Origin of the sequence: Thermococcus sp., assembly GCF_027023865.1 — an archaeon.
In the GTDB taxonomy this organism is placed as follows: domain Archaea; phylum Methanobacteriota_B; class Thermococci; order Thermococcales; family Thermococcaceae; genus Thermococcus.
This window is the reverse complement of the sequence record NZ_JALVUC010000013.1, coordinates 13,510-30,541: the sequence shown is the minus strand read 5'-3', so window position 1 is coordinate 30,541 and position 17,032 is coordinate 13,510. Positions and strand designations below refer to the sequence as shown.

19 protein-coding genes are annotated in these 17,032 nt (G+C 53.3%); 12 read left to right on the top strand and 7 right to left on the bottom strand.

Annotation, left to right across the window (positions count from 1 at the left end):
- Positions 1-77: 77 nt before the first annotated feature.
- The gene (locus MV421_RS11040) at positions 78-227 is read left to right on the top strand and encodes a hypothetical protein (protein ID WP_366938862.1); all 150 of its coding nucleotides are present in this window, start codon (positions 78-80) and stop codon (positions 225-227) included.
- A gap of 27 nt (positions 228-254) precedes the next feature.
- Here MV421_RS11040 and MV421_RS11035 read toward each other — a convergent pair whose 3' ends face one another.
- Positions 255-383 (bottom strand): hypothetical protein, encoded by a 129-nt coding sequence (locus MV421_RS11035; RefSeq protein WP_366938861.1) that lies wholly within the window; start codon positions 381-383, stop codon positions 255-257.
- A gap of 130 nt (positions 384-513) precedes the next feature.
- On the opposite strand from MV421_RS11035, the gene lysS reads away from it, so the two are divergent.
- Together lysS and MV421_RS04080 are read left to right on the top strand one after the other, a co-directional pair.
- A complete protein-coding gene (gene lysS, locus MV421_RS04085) occupies positions 514-2,094 on the top strand; it encodes a lysine--tRNA ligase (RefSeq protein ID WP_297419907.1) in 1,581 nt (526 codons plus the stop codon).
- A gap of 79 nt (positions 2,095-2,173) precedes the next feature.
- A complete protein-coding gene (locus MV421_RS04080; RefSeq protein ID WP_297419882.1) occupies positions 2,174-2,320 on the top strand; it encodes a hypothetical protein in 147 nt (48 codons plus the stop codon).
- Between the two features lie 6 nt (positions 2,321-2,326).
- Here the strand turns inward: MV421_RS04080 and MV421_RS04075 are convergent, their stop codons facing one another.
- Entirely contained in the window at positions 2,327-3,013 is a 687-nt protein-coding gene (locus tag MV421_RS04075) for a class I SAM-dependent methyltransferase (protein WP_297419879.1), read from the bottom strand.
- A 64-nt stretch (positions 3,014-3,077) separates the two neighbouring features.
- Here MV421_RS04075 and MV421_RS04070 point away from each other — a divergent pair, with 64 nt between their 5' ends.
- The 3 genes from MV421_RS04070 (at position 3,078) to MV421_RS04060 (ending at position 5,818) form a co-directional block, all read left to right on the top strand.
- Positions 3,078-4,028 (top strand): beta-ribofuranosylaminobenzene 5'-phosphate synthase family protein, encoded by a 951-nt coding sequence (locus MV421_RS04070; protein WP_297504066.1) that lies wholly within the window; start codon positions 3,078-3,080, stop codon positions 4,026-4,028.
- Complete coding sequence (locus tag MV421_RS04065; protein ID WP_297517884.1) at positions 4,021-5,172, top strand: DUF1464 family protein; 1,152 nt, start codon at positions 4,021-4,023, stop codon at positions 5,170-5,172. Before MV421_RS04070 ends, MV421_RS04065 begins: the two co-directional genes overlap by 8 nt.
- 61 nt (positions 5,173-5,233) lie before the next feature.
- Complete coding sequence (locus tag MV421_RS04060; RefSeq protein WP_297419904.1) at positions 5,234-5,818, top strand: indolepyruvate oxidoreductase subunit beta; 585 nt, start codon at positions 5,234-5,236, stop codon at positions 5,816-5,818.
- On the opposite strand, the gene MV421_RS04055 is transcribed toward MV421_RS04060, so the two are convergent.
- Positions 5,819-6,982: an MFS transporter gene (locus MV421_RS04055; protein ID WP_297517881.1), complete on the bottom strand. Its 1,164-nt coding sequence runs from the start codon at positions 6,980-6,982 to the stop codon at positions 5,819-5,821.
- Positions 6,983-7,066: 84 nt separating this feature from the next.
- Between MV421_RS04055 and MV421_RS04050 the strand changes: the two genes are divergently transcribed.
- The 4 genes from MV421_RS04050 to MV421_RS04035 all read left to right on the top strand — a co-directional run bounded on the left by MV421_RS04050 (position 7,067) and on the right by MV421_RS04035 (position 11,089).
- Positions 7,067-7,981, top strand: a complete 915-nt coding sequence (locus tag MV421_RS04050) for a phosphate uptake regulator PhoU (protein ID WP_297419866.1) — start codon at positions 7,067-7,069, stop codon at positions 7,979-7,981.
- A 69-nt stretch (positions 7,982-8,050) separates the two neighbouring features.
- Complete coding sequence (locus MV421_RS04045; protein ID WP_297419901.1) at positions 8,051-8,971, top strand: isoaspartyl peptidase/L-asparaginase family protein; 921 nt, start codon at positions 8,051-8,053, stop codon at positions 8,969-8,971.
- Entirely contained in the window at positions 8,971-10,143 is a 1,173-nt protein-coding gene (locus tag MV421_RS04040; protein WP_297419863.1) for an MFS transporter, read from the top strand. The genes MV421_RS04045 and MV421_RS04040 overlap by 1 nt, the downstream gene beginning before the upstream one ends.
- A complete protein-coding gene (locus MV421_RS04035) occupies positions 10,136-11,089 on the top strand; it encodes a radical SAM protein (RefSeq protein WP_297419898.1) in 954 nt (317 codons plus the stop codon). Before MV421_RS04040 ends, MV421_RS04035 begins: the two co-directional genes overlap by 8 nt.
- Here MV421_RS04035 and MV421_RS04030 read toward each other — a convergent pair.
- The 3 genes from MV421_RS04030 to MV421_RS04020 form a co-directional block, all read right to left on the bottom strand.
- The gene (locus tag MV421_RS04030) at positions 11,079-11,549 is read right to left on the bottom strand and encodes a hypothetical protein (protein ID WP_297419860.1); all 471 of its coding nucleotides are present in this window, start codon (positions 11,547-11,549) and stop codon (positions 11,079-11,081) included. The genes MV421_RS04035 and MV421_RS04030 overlap by 11 nt on opposite strands.
- Position 11,550: 1 nt before the next feature.
- Entirely contained in the window at positions 11,551-12,474 is a 924-nt protein-coding gene (locus MV421_RS04025) for a serine/threonine-protein kinase RIO2 (RefSeq protein ID WP_297419857.1), read from the bottom strand.
- A gap of 165 nt (positions 12,475-12,639) precedes the next feature.
- On the bottom strand, positions 12,640-13,836 hold the full coding sequence (locus MV421_RS04020) for a proteasome-activating nucleotidase (RefSeq protein WP_297419854.1): 1,197 nt from the start codon (positions 13,834-13,836) through the stop codon (positions 12,640-12,642).
- Between the two features lie 195 nt (positions 13,837-14,031).
- On the opposite strand from MV421_RS04020, the gene cas6 reads away from it, so the two are divergent.
- Complete coding sequence (gene cas6 / locus MV421_RS04015) at positions 14,032-14,781, top strand: CRISPR-associated endoribonuclease Cas6 (protein ID WP_297419852.1); 750 nt, start codon at positions 14,032-14,034, stop codon at positions 14,779-14,781.
- Here the strand turns inward: cas6 and MV421_RS04010 are convergent.
- On the bottom strand, positions 14,738-15,646 hold the full coding sequence (locus MV421_RS04010; protein WP_297419849.1) for a glycosyltransferase 4 family protein: 909 nt from the start codon (positions 15,644-15,646) through the stop codon (positions 14,738-14,740). The two genes, cas6 and MV421_RS04010, sit on opposite strands and share 44 nt — an antisense overlap.
- Before the next feature lie 58 nt (positions 15,647-15,704).
- Here MV421_RS04010 and MV421_RS04005 point away from each other — a divergent pair, with 58 nt between their 5' ends.
- Complete coding sequence (locus MV421_RS04005; RefSeq protein ID WP_297419847.1) at positions 15,705-17,027, top strand: HAD-IA family hydrolase; 1,323 nt, start codon at positions 15,705-15,707, stop codon at positions 17,025-17,027.
- The last annotated feature ends 5 nt before the right edge of the window (positions 17,028-17,032 follow it).

Genomic DNA, 17,032 nt, shown 5'->3' with positions numbered 1-17,032 from the left:
GTTCTTGAGTGGCCTCTCCGAGACCTTATTAAGTTGCAAAAACTTAAAAGGGTTTTCGGTGGTTTAAGGGTTGTTAGGTGGTTTACTTCATCCCCGCCCTAAAGGGCGAGGCTTTCGGGAAGAAAAATGTAAGCTCTATCTCCCTGATTGCTTTCTCTTCGGGTATCAGGATAAACTTCTTCCTGTCGCTTTCAAAGACTTTCGCCTTGAGGAGCCTACCCTCCTAAGTTTTCTCTCGGCCTTTGAGCTTGCCACTATCGGAACCGGCGTTTTTCTTCCAGTTTCCTTATCGTATGGTACCTTAAACCCTCCTTCAACAGCTCCTCCTGGATTTCGAGCGATGCTGGAAAGAAAACCCGTATCCTCTCCAGTTCAACCTCCATTGAAAGGCCTCCTTACGATCTTCGAGAGTTTTTACTCCTAGCTCTTATAAAATTTTCTACCCTTGAATCGTTACCAATAGTTGAGCTTAAGCTTAAAAGGGCCTCGTCAGAGCTAAGCGCGGTGGTAAGGATGGTTCACTGGGCAGACTACATGGCTGAGAGGATAATCAAGGAAAGGGGCGACAGGGAGGAGTACGTCGTCGAGAGCGGGATCACACCGAGCGGTTACGTTCACATAGGCAATTTTAGGGAGTTCTTCACCGCTTACATAGTCGGCCACGCCCTCCGGGACAGGGGCAAGAAGGTGCGGCACATCCACATGTGGGACGACTACGACCGCTTTAGAAAGGTTCCGAAGAACGTCCCGCCGGGGTGGAGGGAGTACCTCACAAGGCCCGTTCGCGAGGTCCCCGACCCTTGGGGTTGCCACGACAGCTATGCGGAACACTTCATAGAGAAGTTTGAGGAAGAGGTTTCGAGGCTTGGAATTGAGGTGGATTTCGTCCACGCCTCCGAGCTTTACAAGAGTGGTGAGTACGCGGAGGAGGTGAAGCTCGCCCTTCAAAGACGTGACGAGATCAAGGCGGTTCTTGACAAGTACCGAGAGAGGGCCAAGCAGCCGCCGCTCGAGGAGGACTGGCAGCCCGTTATGATTTACTGCCCTTACTGCAGGAAGGAAGCAGAGTTCCTTGGGTGGGATGGTGAGTGGAAGGTCTCTTACAGGTGCCCTCACTGCGGCGGGGAAGGCGAGACCGACATCCGCGAGGGCAATGTCAAGCTTCGCTGGCGTGTTGACTGGCCGATGAGGTGGGCCCACTTCAAGGTCGACTTCGAGCCCGCAGGAAAGGACCATTTAGCGGCTGGAAGCTCCTACGACACTGGACGGGAGATAGTGGAGAATGTCTTTAACTGGCCTGCCCCAATGACGCTCATGTACGAGTTCGTGGGAATCAAGGGTCAGAAGGGCAAGATGAGCGGTAGCAAGGGCAACGTTATCCTGCTCAGCGACCTCTACGAGGTTCTTGAACCTGGGATAATCCGCTTCATATACGCCAAGTCGCGGCCGAATAAGGAACTCAAAATAGATCTAGGTCTAGGGCTGCTCAACCTCTACGACGAGTTTGATAAAGTCGAGCGCATCTACTTCGGCCTCGAGAAGGCTAAGAACCCTGAGGAGGAAGAAGAGCTGAAGAGAACCTACGAGCTGTCCATGCCGGAGGTTCCCGAGAGACTCACGGCTCAGGCTCCCTTCCGCTTCCTTGTAACCCTCGTCCAGATGCCCCACCTCGACGAGGAGGGCATCATCAGGATCCTTAGGGAGCAGGGCCACGTTCTGGAGGGACTGAGAGGGGAGGACATTAAGCGTATAAGGCTCCGTATAAGGCTCGCGAAGAACTGGGTCGAGAAGTACGCGCCCGATGACGTGAAGTTCAGCATCCTCAAAAAGCCACCAGAGGTCGAGCTTGCGCCTGAGATCAGGGAGGCAATGCTTGAGGTGGCCCAATGGCTCGAGAAGAACGAGAAGTTCACCGTTGATGAACTCAACAACGCCATCTTCGACGCCGCCAAGAAGCGTGGGGTCCCAAGCAAGATGTGGTTCAAAGTACTCTACAACGTCCTCATCGGCAAGGACCGCGGTCCGAGGCTGGCTCCGTTCTTGGCCTCTCTTAAGAGGGATTTTGTTATAAAACGCCTCCGCCTGAAGGCCTGACCGGCAGCCTTTTAACTTCCTCTCCTTTACCCCTCTTTTGGTGCCTTCCGTGAGGGTTTACAAGGGTAGGTTATGAGCTTTGAAAATCTTTCTCCGCACTAAGGAGTACCGTTACATGGCGGTCGATGACAACCTAAATCTTCTGCTCTTGGGGTTAATGATACTGGGTGGCGAGAGGAACGTTTCAGCAACGTATGTGCGCGGGAGGGAGCTTTGGGGAGACTGAGCGTTTTCACTTCTCCGGGACGTAGACCTGGAAGTGGGTGTGTTCGTTGAGATTTTCACTGTGAATCTGCCTGAAATAGAGCTTTGCAAGTAGCTCGACAGCTGTCTTGCCCCAGATGTTGAAGCGCACCCTGAAGCTCTCCTTTTCGCTCTGAAACTCTATCACAGCGGTCTTCTCGTCGGGGTCGGTTAAGACTCTGTTGACCCAATATTCTGCCCCGACAACCGCTCCATTCATTAAGACCCTGAGAAGTTCCCTGAGGTCAGTGAACTGGACGATGAACCTTCCGCTGAGCTTTAAAACCCTTGCCACTTCTCGGAAGATTTGATTCAGCTCCCGTGGTTCAAAGTGGAAGAGACTGTCTATGAAGAGCACGTAGTCAAAGCTGTTCTCCTCGAACGGTAGCTTCCTTGCATCTCCCTTAATGAACTCGACCTTTGAGCGCTTGTCCTTCGCGAATTCCCTGGCCTTCTCTAACATGACCTCGCTTGAGTCCAGACCGACAACCTGGAAGCCAAGGTCTCCGAGGAGAAATGAGAAGCCGCCGGCGCCGCATGCCAGGTCCAGAACCCTTCCCTTGGAGGGCATGTGCTTCATCAGGAGAGGTTCAAGCGTCTCAACCCTCTTTCTGTATTCCTCGGAGTAGATGTCGCTGTAAGATTTAAAGACCTCATAGTACTTCTCGAAGGACATATTTTCTGATTGGCCCGCATTCCTTAAATACTTGTCCCAGCTTCCACTCTTGGGGGGTGAACTGATGGTAAGGATACGCGCACCAGCCCATCTCCACACGGGAAACCCAGATTTGAGCGGCGACATGGGGAGGCTCTATGGGACGGTCGGCTTCGCAATCGAGATGCCTCCCCTTGAGGTGGAGGTCAAACCGGCGGAGAAAGACACCGCCAACGACGGTGATGCCATGAGGTTCATAAGGCGCTTTAGAGAAAGTCATGACTTCCCGCCGGTGAGCGTTGAGGTCAGGAGGTACATCCCGAAGTGGGTGGGGTTGGGCTTCCACACGACCCTGGCTTTGAGCATAGGCGAGGGGATAAACAGGCTCTTCAACCTCGGCTTAACGTTCGAAGAGGTTGTACTCTCGATGAGGCGCGGCCTTGTAACGGCCCTTGGGTTCTACGCGATGAAGACGGGCGGCTTCATCTACGAGGGCGGCTTCCCGGTGGATAAGAGGGAGGAGGTAGTGCCCCCGCTCGTCTTCCGCGGTGAGATGCCAGATGACTGGTTCTTAGTCGTGGCCGTGCCGGAGAACCCTAGAAAGGCTCTTGCAGAGGTCAGGAAGAGGGAAGACGAGATCCTGGGAAACCTCAAGAAAATGCCCCCTCAGCTGGCAGACAGGCTTTCAAGGATCGTCCTCATGAAGATCCTCCCGGCGTTCGTCGAGCGCGATATTAAAACCTTCGGCGATGGCCTTTACCTGTTCAACCACCTCCTAGGAGAGTTCTGGAGTGATTACCAGGAGAACGTCTACTGCTGCGATATAGTCAACGAAGGAATCAAGCTGATGCTCAGCAAAGCTCACTGTGCCTGCCAGACGAGCTGGGGGCCAACTTTCTACGGCCTCGTCGATGGCCGGAAGAAGGCCGAAATTTTGAGGGGGGAGGTTGAGGCCTTCCTCCGCGAGAACGGGGACGGAGGGGAGGTTTTCATCACGAAAGCCGACAACCGCGGAAGGGTGGTGCTCGATGGTTAAGGCCGTTGGTATAGACTCCGGGACGAAGAGCATGGATATCTTCGGCTTCGACGACGAGACTGGGAAGGTCATCGTAGACACCGCTGTCGACAGGAACCGCGTTACCGAGAACCCGGGAATCATCATAGACGTCCTCAGGGAGGTTCAGGACGAGCACGGAAGGATAGACGCCATAGTCGGTCCCTGCGGCTACGGCATCCCCTTGAAGCCTGCCCGCGAGGCCACCGACGCCGAGATAGCCCTTGCCACTTTCATAACCGGGGCCGACGTCGAGAGGAGGTTGAAGATAGTCGGGCTCAGGGAACTCATGCTCTTGATGAGGGATGCGGAAGACCTCAACATCTACTTCACTCCTGGCGTTATCCACCTCCCCACTGTTCCGGAATGGAGAAAGGCCAACAGGGTCGACCTGGGAACCGCGGACAAGGTCTTCACAGCCGCCCTTTCTATAGTCAGGGAGGCCGAGCGGAAGGTAATCCCCTACTCCGAGACCAACCTCATAGCGGTCGAGGCGGGCTTCGCCTACACTTCCGCGATGGCTGTGAGGAACGGCCAGATAGTTGACGGCATGGCAGGAACCGCCGGTTTTCCCGGCTATCTGGGAATGGGCTTCATGGACGGTGAGCTCGCCTACGCCCTGGCCAACGCCCTGGACGACTTTGGAAAGCTGGTCCTCTTCCAAGGCGGTGCCGCATCCGTGGCCGGTGTGGACCCCTTCAAAGTTTCCCCGGAGGAGTTCGTGAAGCTCGCCCGGGAGGACGAGAACGTTCAGAAAGGCTACATCGCGATGATCGAGGCCATTTTGAAGGACGTCTTCGCTTTGCTCCCCTCTGTGAGGCCCGACGCAGTCTACCTCAGCGGTCGCTTCTCCAGGATTCCGGAGTTTTTCGGCGACGTCAAAGCGGCCCTTGAGGGGGCCTTCGAAACCTACGGCTTCTCCGTCGAAGTTCTCAAACTGGAGAGCAGGGCCAAGGCGAAGGAAGCCGCCGAGGGAAGTGCGGTGATAGCCAACGGCATCGCGGGCGGAAAGTACAGGGAGCTCGTCGAGACGCTCCGCTTGGGGGAAAGCTCCGGCTCGATCTTCGACTGGGTCAAGCTGGAGGGGCGTGAAAAGCTCAAAATCTTCGAGGAGCTGAGGCTCTGATCGGAATTTCTTGGGGCTTAGGTTTTTATTCACCCCCAACTAACTATATCCGGTGATGTGGATGGAGTTCAACCTAATAATAACCGGTGTCGGTGGTCAAGGCGGTCTGACCCTTTCGAGGATAGTGGGCAACGCGGCGATGCACGAGGGCTACAACGTTAGAATCGGCGAAACCCTTGGAATGAGCCAGCGCTACGGGAGCGTCCTCAGCTATCTCCGCTTCGGTGAGGAAGTTTATTCTCCGCTCATCGAGGAAGGCCAGGCTGATCTGATGCTCGCCCTTGAGCCTGCTGAGGCCTTAAGGAACGCGCGCTTTTTGAGCAAGAAGAGCACTGCGATAATCAACGCCTACCCGATTCACACGGCAACGACACTCGTTGGCAAGGAGAAGTACCCTGAACTGAACGAGATAAAAGAAGCAATGGGGAGAATCTGCCCCGCCCACATGACGGACTTCCAGGGGGAGGCAGATAAGATAAACCCCAGAACCTTGGGCGTTCTGATGCTCGGCTATGCCTTCGGCAGGGGGCTGATCCCACTGGAGGATGAGAGCATAAAGACTGGGATCAGGGAGACCCTCCGCGAAAGGTTCTGGGAGGTCAACTTCAGGGCCTTTGAGAGGGGAAAGGAACTCGCCAAGGACTGATCAGTTGTACCTCTTGAAGAATGCATAGAACAGTGCAGTTGCTACGGCGTAGAGAACGGCGGTGGCGTAGAACGGATAAACCAGCGAGATTGCGAAGAGCGTTCCGCCAACGGAATTACCCACTCCTCTCATGAATGTTGAGAAGGCCTGCTGAATTCCGTTGGCAGTGGCCTTTTCCTCCGTTTTGAAGGAACCCATCATGAATGAACTGTTTATGGGCCAGATTATGTTCATCAGTATTGCCCTCGCGACATAAACGGCCCCAGCCAGGGCGAAAGTCTCAATGGATGGAAAAACGGCGAAGAGGACAGTTGCCGCCCCTTGGAAGGATGTTATAACTTTTACAGGCCCCCATTTCCTAACGAGTTCTGGCAGACCGAACGATCCGAGTCCCATCGCCAGCTGCTGGAAGAAGAAGACGTAGCTTATGGCCGAGAGCGTCTCACCAAAGCGAATTTTAAAGTAGAGACTCATGAAGGGTATCGTTATTCCGGCGCCGAGACCTATAATGGCACTCGGGAGGGAGAACTTGAGAATCTTAACTACCAAGTTTCTTTCCCATCTGATCCTTTTCTCCCTAACAGCAACGTCCCTCACAATGAATAGTGCGGGTATGACGAAAGCGAACTGGAGGAGTGATAGGGAAAACGTCAGTCTGTAGGCCGTTTCCTCGGTCAAGCCTGCCCCAACAAGGTAACCGGGGAGAAAGCCCGCTAGAAGAACGCCTAGCGAATTGAAGAGTGTTCCCAGTCCGAAACTCTTTGAAAAGGCCTCATGTCTCATCTCATCGGGCACAAGTTCGCTCAGGTAGGCGTTGTAGTTCGGTTGCCTGAGTCCCATGTTCACTCCAACGAGGATGAAACCTAGGAGTAGCACGAACCAACTCGAGGCTGAGACTTGGAAAACCCTCCCTGCCAAACCAACGATGGCGCTTGAGAGCAGTGTTTTCCTGTATCCAAGGCGGAGCGATATCGGACCTGCCAGGAGGAAGAAGAGTCCACCGACTATCGTCTGAGCAGAGAAAAACATCCCCATCGTTTTCATCCCGTAGCCAAGAGCCTTTAGGTAGAAGGGCATTATGAAGAACGAGAACCACAGGAACGTCTGACCCAGCGCGTTTGCCCCTATGAGTATCCTCGCGTCCCTGCCGTACTCGGTGAGCATGCTGAAACGTTGCTCATAGCGTTTATAAGTTTATCGAAATGAATCTTTTATCTAAAGTTAGGATATATATCGGCGGGGATATCTATGGAGTTTAGGAAAATCCAATTTACTGGTCGAAGCTCATACATAATTTCCCTTCCAAAGAAGTGGGTTCGCGAGAACAGCCTGAGTCAGGGTGATGTTGTGCCCCTGTCTATAAACCCGGATGGAAGTATAACCATCTTCCCAAAGGAGCCGAGGGAAGTAAGTGAGAGGAAGATCCTAACTATATCGCACGAGTACTCGCCGGACATGGCCGTTCGCCTTGCCATCTCAGCCTACATTCAGGGCTATGACATCCTTGAGGTTAACTTCTCTGAGGAGATGCCCATCTACAAGGTCAAGGTCAGGAAAGTCCTCCAGAGCCTTCCGGGGGTTGAGATAATCCTCGACGAGCCGCAGAGGATAGTTGCTAAGAGCCTCCTTGATGAGGATGAGATAAACCTCTCCGAGCTCCTTGGGAGAATACGCTCTCTGGTCATGTCGATGCTCGGCGACCTCGAACTCCTTATAGCCTCTCCAGACGACGAAGAAATTCTGCGCGACATAAACGATCTTGAGAACGAGCTTGACCGCTTCTACTTCCTCACGATCCGCGCTGTTAACAGGTTGCTGAGCAGGCGCAGCATAACCGAGGAGAGCGGCATAATCCGGAGAACCTTTGACCTGCTCGGCATACTCTTCATTGTCCGTAACATTGAGAGGATAGGTGACCATATAACTAGGATTTCAGAGAACCCGAGCGGGATAAACGTGCCTTACCTGAAAGAGAAGTTCGGCGAGATGATGAGCCAGATAGAGGAGCGCGACTTGGGCAAGATAGACAAGCTGATGCTCGAACTCAAGGCTGAGATACGCTCCATAGATTATCGCCAGTCGATAGCCCTCGAGAGCTACCGCAGGATCCTTGAGTACCTCGAGAACATCGGGGAGACTATAATCAACATGGCACTCAGCTGATTTTGTCCTTATCTTTTCGTTTCCATAAGCCTTTTAACCGTTCGAGCCTTCTTTCCTCCGGTGATTCCCATGGTCGCTATTATAGTCCACGGCGGTGCTGGGACGATTAAGAAAGAGGAGCGCATTCCAAAGGTTCTTGGCGGTGTTAAAGAGGCTGTTTTAGCCGGCTGGAAGGAATTGAAGCGCGGTTCCGCGTTGGATGCAGTTGAAGAGGCTGTTAAGGCTCTGGAGGACAACCCAATCTTCAATGCCGGAACCGGGAGCGTTCTCACTCTCGACGGGAAGGTTGAGATGGACGCGGCTATAATGCGCGGGAAAACGCTGGAGGCCGGTGCGGTTGCCGGGATCCAGGGGGTTAAGAACCCGATAAGCGTCGCCAGAAAGGTTATGGAGAAGACGGACCATGTTCTCCTGAGTGGCGAAGGCGCCGTAAAGTTCGCCCGCCTGCTCGGCTTTGGGGAGTACAATCCGATAACCGACGAGAGACTTGGGCAGTGGGAAGACCTCAGGAAGAAACTCCTCGAGAAGGGCGAAGCTAACCACTGGAAGAGGCTGAACAAGCTAATAAAGGAGTATCCAGAAGTATTGAGGAGCACCGTTGGTGCAGTTGCCTTCGACGGAGAGGAGGTCGTTGCAGGTACATCAACGGGTGGCGTCTTCCTCAAGATGTTCGGCCGCGTCGGTGACACCCCTATAATCGGCGGTGGAACCTACGCCAACGAAGTTGCTGGGGCTTCCTGCACCGGCCTTGGAGAGGTGGCGATAAAGCTTGCCTTAGCCAAGAGCGCCACAGACTTCATTCGCCTTGGCATGAATGCTCAGGCCGCGAGCGAAGCGGCGATCAGCCTCGCCACCAAGTATTTCGGCCCGGACACGATGGGTATCATCATGGTGGATTCAAAGGGAAACATCGGCTTCGCGAAAAACACCAGACACATGAGCTACGCTTTCATGAGGGACGGCATGGAGAAACCGGAGGTTGGGGTTTAGTGGATAGGGACTTCCGCAACATATGGCTCCTCAACCTGTCGACGCTCTTTTTCTTCCTAGGTATAAGCTCAGTCAACCCCATCGTTTCTCCTTTCGCGATAACTCTCGGTGCGGACCCCTTCCTCGTGGGCGTGCTTGCGGGGATAACCTCCGTCCTCTCGCTTGTCTCCAAGCCAATTGGCGGCCTCGTTGGTGACAGGGGTTACAGGCTCGAGTCGATGATCCTCGGAAACCTCTTGAGCCTTGTTTCGGGCCTCCTGTACGTTGTCTCGGCAGTTACCGGAAACATCTGGCTCTTCGCCTTCACGAGGGCACTTCATGGCTTTTCCATGGGTATCTTCTTTCCCTCAAGCCTCTCCACCGCCGTTGACCTTGCCCCTGTCGGGAGGGTTGGCGAGACCCTTGGCTGGCGCGGTATGATGTTCTCGCTTGGCAACATAATCGGTCCTGCCCTCGGCGGCTACTCCTCAGACTACCTCGGCTTCTCCGGTGCCTTTGCCCTTGTGGCCCTCTTCTCGGCCGTTGGGGCGCTCTTTGTGATTCCGGTAAAGAGGGACATTGGGAGAATTGTTATCCATGTGGAGAGGGAGGAGAAAGCGGATTACTCTGAGCTTTTAAAGCCATATTTCATCGCCGCCTCCATAGCACTACTCTTCTTCTCGGCCTCCTATGCCGGGGTGACCACCTTTCTCCCTGCCCTCTATAAGGAGCTGTCCTATCCACAGAGGATCTTTGGAACCTACATGATGGTCATTGGAATCTCGAGCTTCGTTACGAGGGTCGTTGGGGGCAGGAGCGCCGATAGAATGGGGCCGATACCCGTTTCCACGGCGGGATTGACTACCGTTATAACCGGCTACTTACTCCTTCTTAGGTTTACAACTCCCCCCGGTTCCTATGCCAGCGCGGTTCTCATCGGTGCCGGTTTCGGCCTTGCTGTTCCGGCGATGCAGCTCATGGCCCTTGGAAAACTGCCCCAGAGGATAAGGACGATGGGTTCGAGCGTTTACACGATGTTCTTTGACCTCGGGACGATGAGTGGTCAGTTCACCCTCGGATACGCCGCAGGAAGCCTCGGATACGCAGGGATTTTGGGGTTCCTACCCATCCTCAGTGGGATAGCCCTTTTAATCTTGGCCATATCCTATTTTGTAGGTGGTAGGAATGGTTGAATTCATCAGAGTCTCCTATGGAACGGCCGTTGCCATGGGACTTAAGCATGGTAAGATGCTTGCCAGGCCAACGACTGCCTATCTAATGACTTACTGGCCCGGCCACTGTAGGAACAACTGCGCCTTCTGCGTCCAGGCTAGGGAGAGCGGGGCAAATCTGAAGAAACTCTCGCGCGTTACCTGGCCGGCCTTTGAACTTGAAGACGTTTTAAAGGCGCTCCCAAATGGCGGTTTCTCCCGGCTCTGCCTCCAGACAATAGATTACCCAGATATGGTTGAGGACGTCTTGGAGCTTCTGGATCGCTTTGCTCCTCTGAACCTTCCGGTTTCAGTCTCGATAACGCCCGTTGGGCGGGATGTGTTGAAGGAGTTCAAAGAGCGGGGGGTTGACTACATCGGTGTCGGCCTTGATGCCGCGAGTGAGAGGATTTATAAGAGCGTCAAAGACTCTCTCTACTCCTGGGATGAAATGTGGGCCTTCACCCGTGATGTTCTCGATGTCTTTGGTCTTGGGAAAGCGTTCGTCCACCTCATAGTGGGCCTCGGTGAAACGGATAGGGAGATGGTTGAAACGATGGCAAGGCTCTACGGCATGAAGGCCGAGGTTTCCCTCTTTGCGTTCACTCCCGTGAAGGGAACCCGGCTTGAGAACGCTAAACCCCCGTCCCTCAAGAGATATCGCAGGATTCAACTCGCGAGGTACCTCCTTGAAAAGAACCTCGCATCTCCTAGGGACTTTAAATTTGATAATGGAGGCAACCTCACCGGTTTTGGAATCCCTAAGGAGGAACTCCTAGGGCTAGTCTCACCTGAGGCTTTTGCCACCCATGGCTGTCCGGGCTGTAACAGGCCGTACTACAACGAGAGGCCGAAAAAAGAACCGTATAATTTCCCTGTGAGGCCGAAAAAAGAGTACGTGACAGGGATCACCGATGCTATCCTCTAAACCCATCTAGGACTTTCTTGAACTCCTCAGGGAGGGAGTCTACCTCTACCTCCTTTCCCCGTGCGAAAGCAACGAGCGTTAAAGTAAATCTGTAAAGGGCCTCGTCTTTCTTTATCAGAGCTAAAGTCGGCTCCATGTTCTCGGCCAGCTTTTCAAGGCGGTTCTCGCTCTTTAGGATGGTGAGTATATCGCCCAGCCGCCTTATCCCGAGCTTCCTGAGCTCCTCGTTTGGGGCGCGGTAGATTCCCCGGATGGCACACTTGACGGCTCCGCGATAGTTGTCCTCCTGGATGAACACCTCCGCCATCCTGAAGCAGGCCTCAAAGTAAAGCTCCGGCTCCTCTCTTCTGGTGATGTCCATTATATCGTCGAGCTTCCTCTTGGCGGTTTTTAAATCCCTCATGTTCTCCGCCAGCAGGGCCTCCCGAAAGAGTTCAAGCGCCCGCTCCCTCACGCCCATATCACTCACCCCTGCTCCTTTTCCAGGCTTCCTCAAAGGCAGGCCATACCTCCTCAAACTCTCTATCAACGTGCCATTTTCTCCGGAAGGCATTCAATAGGACGGTTAAATCCCTCTTCAGGAGTTCGTAGCTTTCGGGCCTGTCCGTTGTTATATGCTGCGCCCAGTCTATTATCAGAACGTCTCCATCATCAGTTATGGTTACATTGAACTCGCTGAGGTCGGAGTGGACAATACCAAAGCGGACTATCTTCAGGTACTCGTTGAGGACCTTTGAGAGTATCTCGTCTGCCTCTTCCCCCGTCAGATCTGCCTCCCTCAGGTTGGCGAGCTCGGTGCCGTGTATGAACTCCATCACAACTACGTGCCTGTTCCAAGCTATCGACCTTGGAACCCTTGCTATTGGACTCAGAAGCGTTAACGCCTCGTGCTCCTTCTTTGCTATTAACCTTGACACGTAGAGCCAGCTCGTATGGTGCTTGTCCTGAAAAACATCTCCATGGTAGGAAGCCTTCCTCGATGCGGTTCTCCCACCAACGCGGTTGAACTTAACGGCGATCTTCTCGCCAGATGGAGAGATGCCGGCGTAAACGTCCGCGTCTTTTCCAACCCCTATCTGGGTCGAGCTTATCGCCTCCACAACACCCTTTCTCGATAGTGCCCTTATTGCCAGCGCGTCGTAGCCGTGTATCGTGAGCTGGTAGCCGATGTAACCTATGTCGCTTCTCCTGACAACCAGCCCCCAGTTGTCGAGCCTGCCCAACTTAAAAGAGGCGGTTTCAACGTCGACCCTGGCGAAGCGGGAGATGTCCTCCAGAGGGACCCAGCGGTGGTTGCGCATGTTCAACTCTACCCCCCTCAGTATCCTGAAGTCTAGGTCTCGCAGGTTTGGGTAGGCATCAAGCGCTAGCAATTTGCTGACCATCTCATCCCACAGGATTCGATGAGGGTGGGGATTTATAAATGTAGCCACCCACAGCTGGGTTTTGAGGAGTTCAGTTTTCAACACTCCAATACCTTTATGATCCTTGCCAGACACAACTCCAGAAGGAAATTAGGAATAGAGAACAGGAAAATCCGGACTGCGGTATCATCCATACATTACTTCATGCATCGCTATCTGCTGTGCCAGCCTCTGCTCCGAACCGAAGACCTTCTCTATAGCCTTGAGGAAGTCGTCCTGCGTTATGTACTCACGTCTGGCCCTTATGGCAAACATTCCTGCCTCGGTCGCTATGGCCTTGAGGTCTGCCCCGCTGGCTCCGTCGGTCATCTCGGCCACGATGCGGAGGTTCACATCCCTGAGGTTCATCTTCCCTGTGTGGACTCTGAGTATCTCGAGCCTCCCGTGGAAGTCGGGGAGTGGGACCTCTATGAGCCTGTCAAACCTTCCGGGCCTGAGGAGTGCTGGGTCTAGGATATCAGGCCTGTTCGTGGCTGCTATGACCTTGACGTTGCCCCTTGGGTCGAAGCCGTCCATCTCCGCCAAGAGCTGCATAAGGGTTCTGTTAACTTCTCTCTCGCCGCCAGTCGTTTCATCCATTCTCTTCGCACCGATTGCATCAATTTCGTCGATGAATATTATCGTTGGAGCCTTCTCCTTTGCCAGCTCAAAGAGTTCGTGAACGAGCCTTGCCCCTTCACCTATGAACTTCCTGACGAGTTCGCTTCCAACGACGCGGATGAAGGTGGCGTTTGCCTCGTTGGCTATGGCCTTTGCCATTAGCGTCTTTCCACAACCCGGCGGCCCGTAGAGGAGAACCCCCTTTGGCGGCTCTATTCCGACCTTCTCAAATAGATCAGGATGCTTGAGCGGGAGTTCTATCGTCTCTCTAAGCTCTTGAAGTTGCTTGTCAAGGCCACCTATGTCATTGTAACTGACCCTTGGTCTGTCTATGACCTCAAAGCCAAGGACGCTCGGGTCCTTCTCGCTCGGTAGGAGTTCCACGACTGCCATCGTCCTCTGGTCGAGGGCAACCCTTGCGCCAGGCTTGAGCTTGTCGCGCTCTATCCACGGTGCTATTCTGACCACAAAGCGTGGTCCGTTAAAGTTCTGCACTACTGCCCGGTCATCGTCTAGAGTTTCAAGGAGCGTTCCCGCGAAGGCCGGTGGTTGCTTGAGGCGCGACATTTCCATTCTGACGCGTGAAAGCTCCCTTTCCAGCCTTTCCTTGTCTGCTTCCAGCGTCCTCACTTGGAGTTCAAGCTGCCTTATCCTTCTCTTTAGGTATGTGATGTAATCATCATAATCATCTGCAGGTTTAGTACCTATGTTCTCGGCACTCATCTCTCTCACCTCTCTTTATGGTATTCTATGCCGGCCTTTTTAACTCTATTGTCTTTGTCCATTTTTCTATCTCCTTACCAAATTTCCACTTCTCTGGAACTTTTTTAAAAGGTAATCCTTTCGGAGTTTACTTTCCGAAATTCTTATTAACCCAGAACTCGGAGATTAAGGGTGTGTATTAGGGGGTGGGTTAGAATGAGGGTGGAAATCAAATTTAGACCCGTTGAGGAGGGTACTATCCTTCCCTTTAACTACAACTACGATGTCTACAATCAGTTGCTGAGCAAGATAGCGCTAGTTTCTCCCGAGATAGCTCATGAAGCGGAAGTAAGCCACGTCGATTACTTTACCTTTTCGAGGATGATGGTTCGTAAGAGGGAGCTTTTGCCCGATAGGGGGATAAAGGTTCTCTCTGACGATGTCTCCCTCTACGTCTCATCTTCCTCCGCGGAGATTATAAAGGCCGTTGTTGAGGGCTTCATCGACAGTCCGACCCTTCAGATTGGCGACGCTTCCTTCATCGCGGAGGACGTTAAAATCCTGAAGGAGCCTACCCTCGGAGGGAGAGCTCTCTTCTCGACGCTAAGTCCCATAATGGTGCGCACGGTCAAGCTTAACGACGATAAGATGAAAATATGGGATCTCTATCCCAACGAAGAGGCCTTCTTCGATAAGCTTAGGAAAGTAATGCTCATGCGCTACTCTGCCATGGTGGGCTCTATGCCCGAGGAAAAGGACTTTGCCATAGAAGTCGTCAAGTTTAAGCCCGTCAGGATACTCGTTAAGGACACCTATTATCGCGGCTCCCTCATGATATTCCGCTATACTGGCTCAAAGGAGATAGCCCGCTTCGGCTACGAGAACGGCTTTGGAGAAAAGACGCGTTACGGCTTTGGGATGGTCAAAGTGATAGACGAAGGGCAAGGACGAGAAGCCCGAGAGTGAACTCGATTCCCCAGACTATTGCGACGAGCTTCGGCTCGTTCACGCGTACTTTTCTCATTATAGTCCCTAAAAAGCTCGGGTACGGCGGTGCCTGAAGCGTTCCGTCCGGCAGGACCATCGTTCTTCCGTGTTTTCTGACCCCAAAGCGGACTCCAAAGGCCTTTATCGTGAAGTCAATGAAGTGGGGTATCAAAAGAATGGCCGCGTAGACCTCGACTTTCCCTATTATTCCGACCAGACCTATCAGTGCACCCATGCTCAGCGTCCCCGTATCACCTGGGAAGACCCTCGCGGGATATCTGTTCCACCAGAGGAAGCCAAGGGCAACCCCCATACCGGTTAGTGCAACTACTCTCACCGGCCCTTCGGTTATCGCCGCCAAAAAGCCTAGTGCTATTGCCGAAGTTCCAATCTCAATGCCGTTGAAGCCGGCGAGCAGGTTGACTAGGTTGGCGGAACCGACGATGAAGAGGAGGGCAAAGATATGGTAAACTGTCCCGAGGTTCAGAGTGTGGCCGAAGATGTCCACCATCGGTGAGACATCGAGGAAAGCGGCAGGAATCGCCGCAAGGAGCGAGAGGAGAACCTTGTGTGACTGCTTTAACGCCACGAGGTCGTCTATTACCCCGACCAGCCCAAAGAGGAGGAAGACCGCGAGTACCTTGGATACCCTAGAGTTCGCAAAGGGAAGAATGGTGATGGCGAGTCCGATTAGTATCGCCAAGCCTCCCATCTCAGCGATTTCTGGTTGTTTGAGTTTGTGAATATCCTTACCCGTAATTCCGGCCCTCTTCATTTCCTTGGCAAGGTAGGGAGTCAGGATGAGCGTCAGGGTTAAACCTATAAGCGGAGCAATCGCTATCATATTTGGGCACACCCCTCTGTGGTAGGAACCCCCAAAAATAAACCCTTCGGTGGGCAAAATGGACATCCAACTGGTAGTCTTTGACCTCGACGGAACGATTGTAGGTGCACCGGAACCATTCCCAACCCTCAAGGAGAAGCTGAGGAAGCGCCTTCTTGATATGGGCATACCAGATGAAGTCCTTGGAGATATGACACCTATGTACGAGACACTGAGGCGCGTTTCCAGGGAGTTGGGGCTTGATTTCAGCGAACTCTACAGGCCAATGATCGAACTCGAGATCGAGCGCATGGAGGAGAGCTTCCTCTTCGAGGGCACCCGTGAAGTCCTCGACTTCCTCAGGGAGAGGGGGATTAAGTTGGCAGTCATGACGCGGAGTTCCCGGGATGCTGCCCTGAAGGCGTTGGAGATGCACGGGATAATAAACTACTTTGAGATTGTTTCAACAAGGGACGACGTTCCAATTGGGGATTTAAAACCCGAGCCTGGCCAGCTGAGGGCAATAGTTGAGAAGCTCGGCTTGGAGCCCACGAAGACCCTTGTCGTTGGCGACCACGGCTATGACATCCTTCCAGCGAAGAAGCTCGGAGCGCTCTCGGTTATGATAGCCTCCCATGATTCCGGCAGGATGAGTTTCTCCATCGATGTCGAGCCGAACTTTGAGGTCCCGACCATGGTGGAGTTTAAAAGTTTGATGGAGGGTCTGTTAAGCACATACGTTGTCGTTCCAGCGTACAACGAGGAGAAAACCATTAAAAGCGTCCTTGGCGACCTCCTCCGCTACTTCAGGCGGGATGAAATAATTGTCGTCAACGACGGCTCTAAGGATGGGACAAGGGAGATAGCGCGCTCCTATGGTGTTCATGTTCCAACGCACCTCGTCAATCGTGGCCTTGGGGGTGCGCTTGGAACTGGTCTTGCCTATGCTCTGAGAAGGAACGCGAGGTTGGTACTCACATTTGACGCCGACGGTCAGCACTTGGTAAGCGATGCCCTCCGCGTCATGAAGCCTGTGGCGGAAGGCAAAGCAGACTTTGCGGTAGGTTCCCGCTTGAAGGGCGACACGAGCCAGATGCCGTTCATCAAGAAGTTTGGGAACTTCGTCCTAGATAGTATAACGGCGGTTTTCGCGAGAAAATACGTCAGTGACAGCCAGAGCGGGCTCAGATGCTTCAACAAGGACTGTGCATCGAAGATAAGGATAACCTGCGATCGCTACGCGGTTTCTAGTGAGATAATTATTGAAGCGGCAAAGAACGGATGTAGGATAACTGAGGTGCCGATAAAAGCCGTTTATACCGAATATTCGATGAAAAAGGGAACCAACGTTCTTGAGGGGGTTAAAATAGCTCTCAACCTGCTGTTTGATAAGCTGAGGTGATGGGT

Bases quoted from the DNA above. Each gene is read 5' to 3' on its own strand.
- MV421_RS11035 (WP_366938861.1), bottom strand. From the start codon at position 383: ATGGAGGTTGAACTGGAGAGGATACGGGTTTTCTTTCCAGCATCGCTC.
- lysS (WP_297419907.1), top strand. From the start codon at position 514: ATGGTTCACTGGGCAGACTACATGGCTGAGAGGATAATCAAGGAAAGG.
- MV421_RS04075 (WP_297419879.1), bottom strand. From the start codon at position 3,013: ATGTCCTTCGAGAAGTACTATGAGGTCTTTAAATCTTACAGCGACATC.
- MV421_RS04070 (WP_297504066.1), top strand. From the start codon at position 3,078: ATGGTAAGGATACGCGCACCAGCCCATCTCCACACGGGAAACCCAGAT.
- MV421_RS04065 (WP_297517884.1), top strand. From the start codon at position 4,021: ATGGTTAAGGCCGTTGGTATAGACTCCGGGACGAAGAGCATGGATATC.
- MV421_RS04060 (WP_297419904.1), top strand. From the start codon at position 5,234: ATGGAGTTCAACCTAATAATAACCGGTGTCGGTGGTCAAGGCGGTCTG.
- MV421_RS04055 (WP_297517881.1), bottom strand. From the start codon at position 6,982: ATGCTCACCGAGTACGGCAGGGACGCGAGGATACTCATAGGGGCAAAC.
- MV421_RS04050 (WP_297419866.1), top strand. From the start codon at position 7,067: ATGGAGTTTAGGAAAATCCAATTTACTGGTCGAAGCTCATACATAATT.
- MV421_RS04045 (WP_297419901.1), top strand. From the start codon at position 8,051: ATGGTCGCTATTATAGTCCACGGCGGTGCTGGGACGATTAAGAAAGAG.
- MV421_RS04035 (WP_297419898.1), top strand. From the start codon at position 10,136: ATGGTTGAATTCATCAGAGTCTCCTATGGAACGGCCGTTGCCATGGGA.
- MV421_RS04030 (WP_297419860.1), bottom strand. From the start codon at position 11,549: ATGGGCGTGAGGGAGCGGGCGCTTGAACTCTTTCGGGAGGCCCTGCTG.
- MV421_RS04025 (WP_297419857.1), bottom strand. From the start codon at position 12,474: ATGGTCAGCAAATTGCTAGCGCTTGATGCCTACCCAAACCTGCGAGAC.
- MV421_RS04020 (WP_297419854.1), bottom strand. From the start codon at position 13,836: ATGAGTGCCGAGAACATAGGTACTAAACCTGCAGATGATTATGATGAT.
- cas6 (WP_297419852.1), top strand. From the start codon at position 14,032: ATGAGGGTGGAAATCAAATTTAGACCCGTTGAGGAGGGTACTATCCTT.
- MV421_RS04010 (WP_297419849.1), bottom strand. From the start codon at position 15,646: ATGATAGCGATTGCTCCGCTTATAGGTTTAACCCTGACGCTCATCCTG.
- MV421_RS04005 (WP_297419847.1), top strand. From the start codon at position 15,705: ATGGACATCCAACTGGTAGTCTTTGACCTCGACGGAACGATTGTAGGT.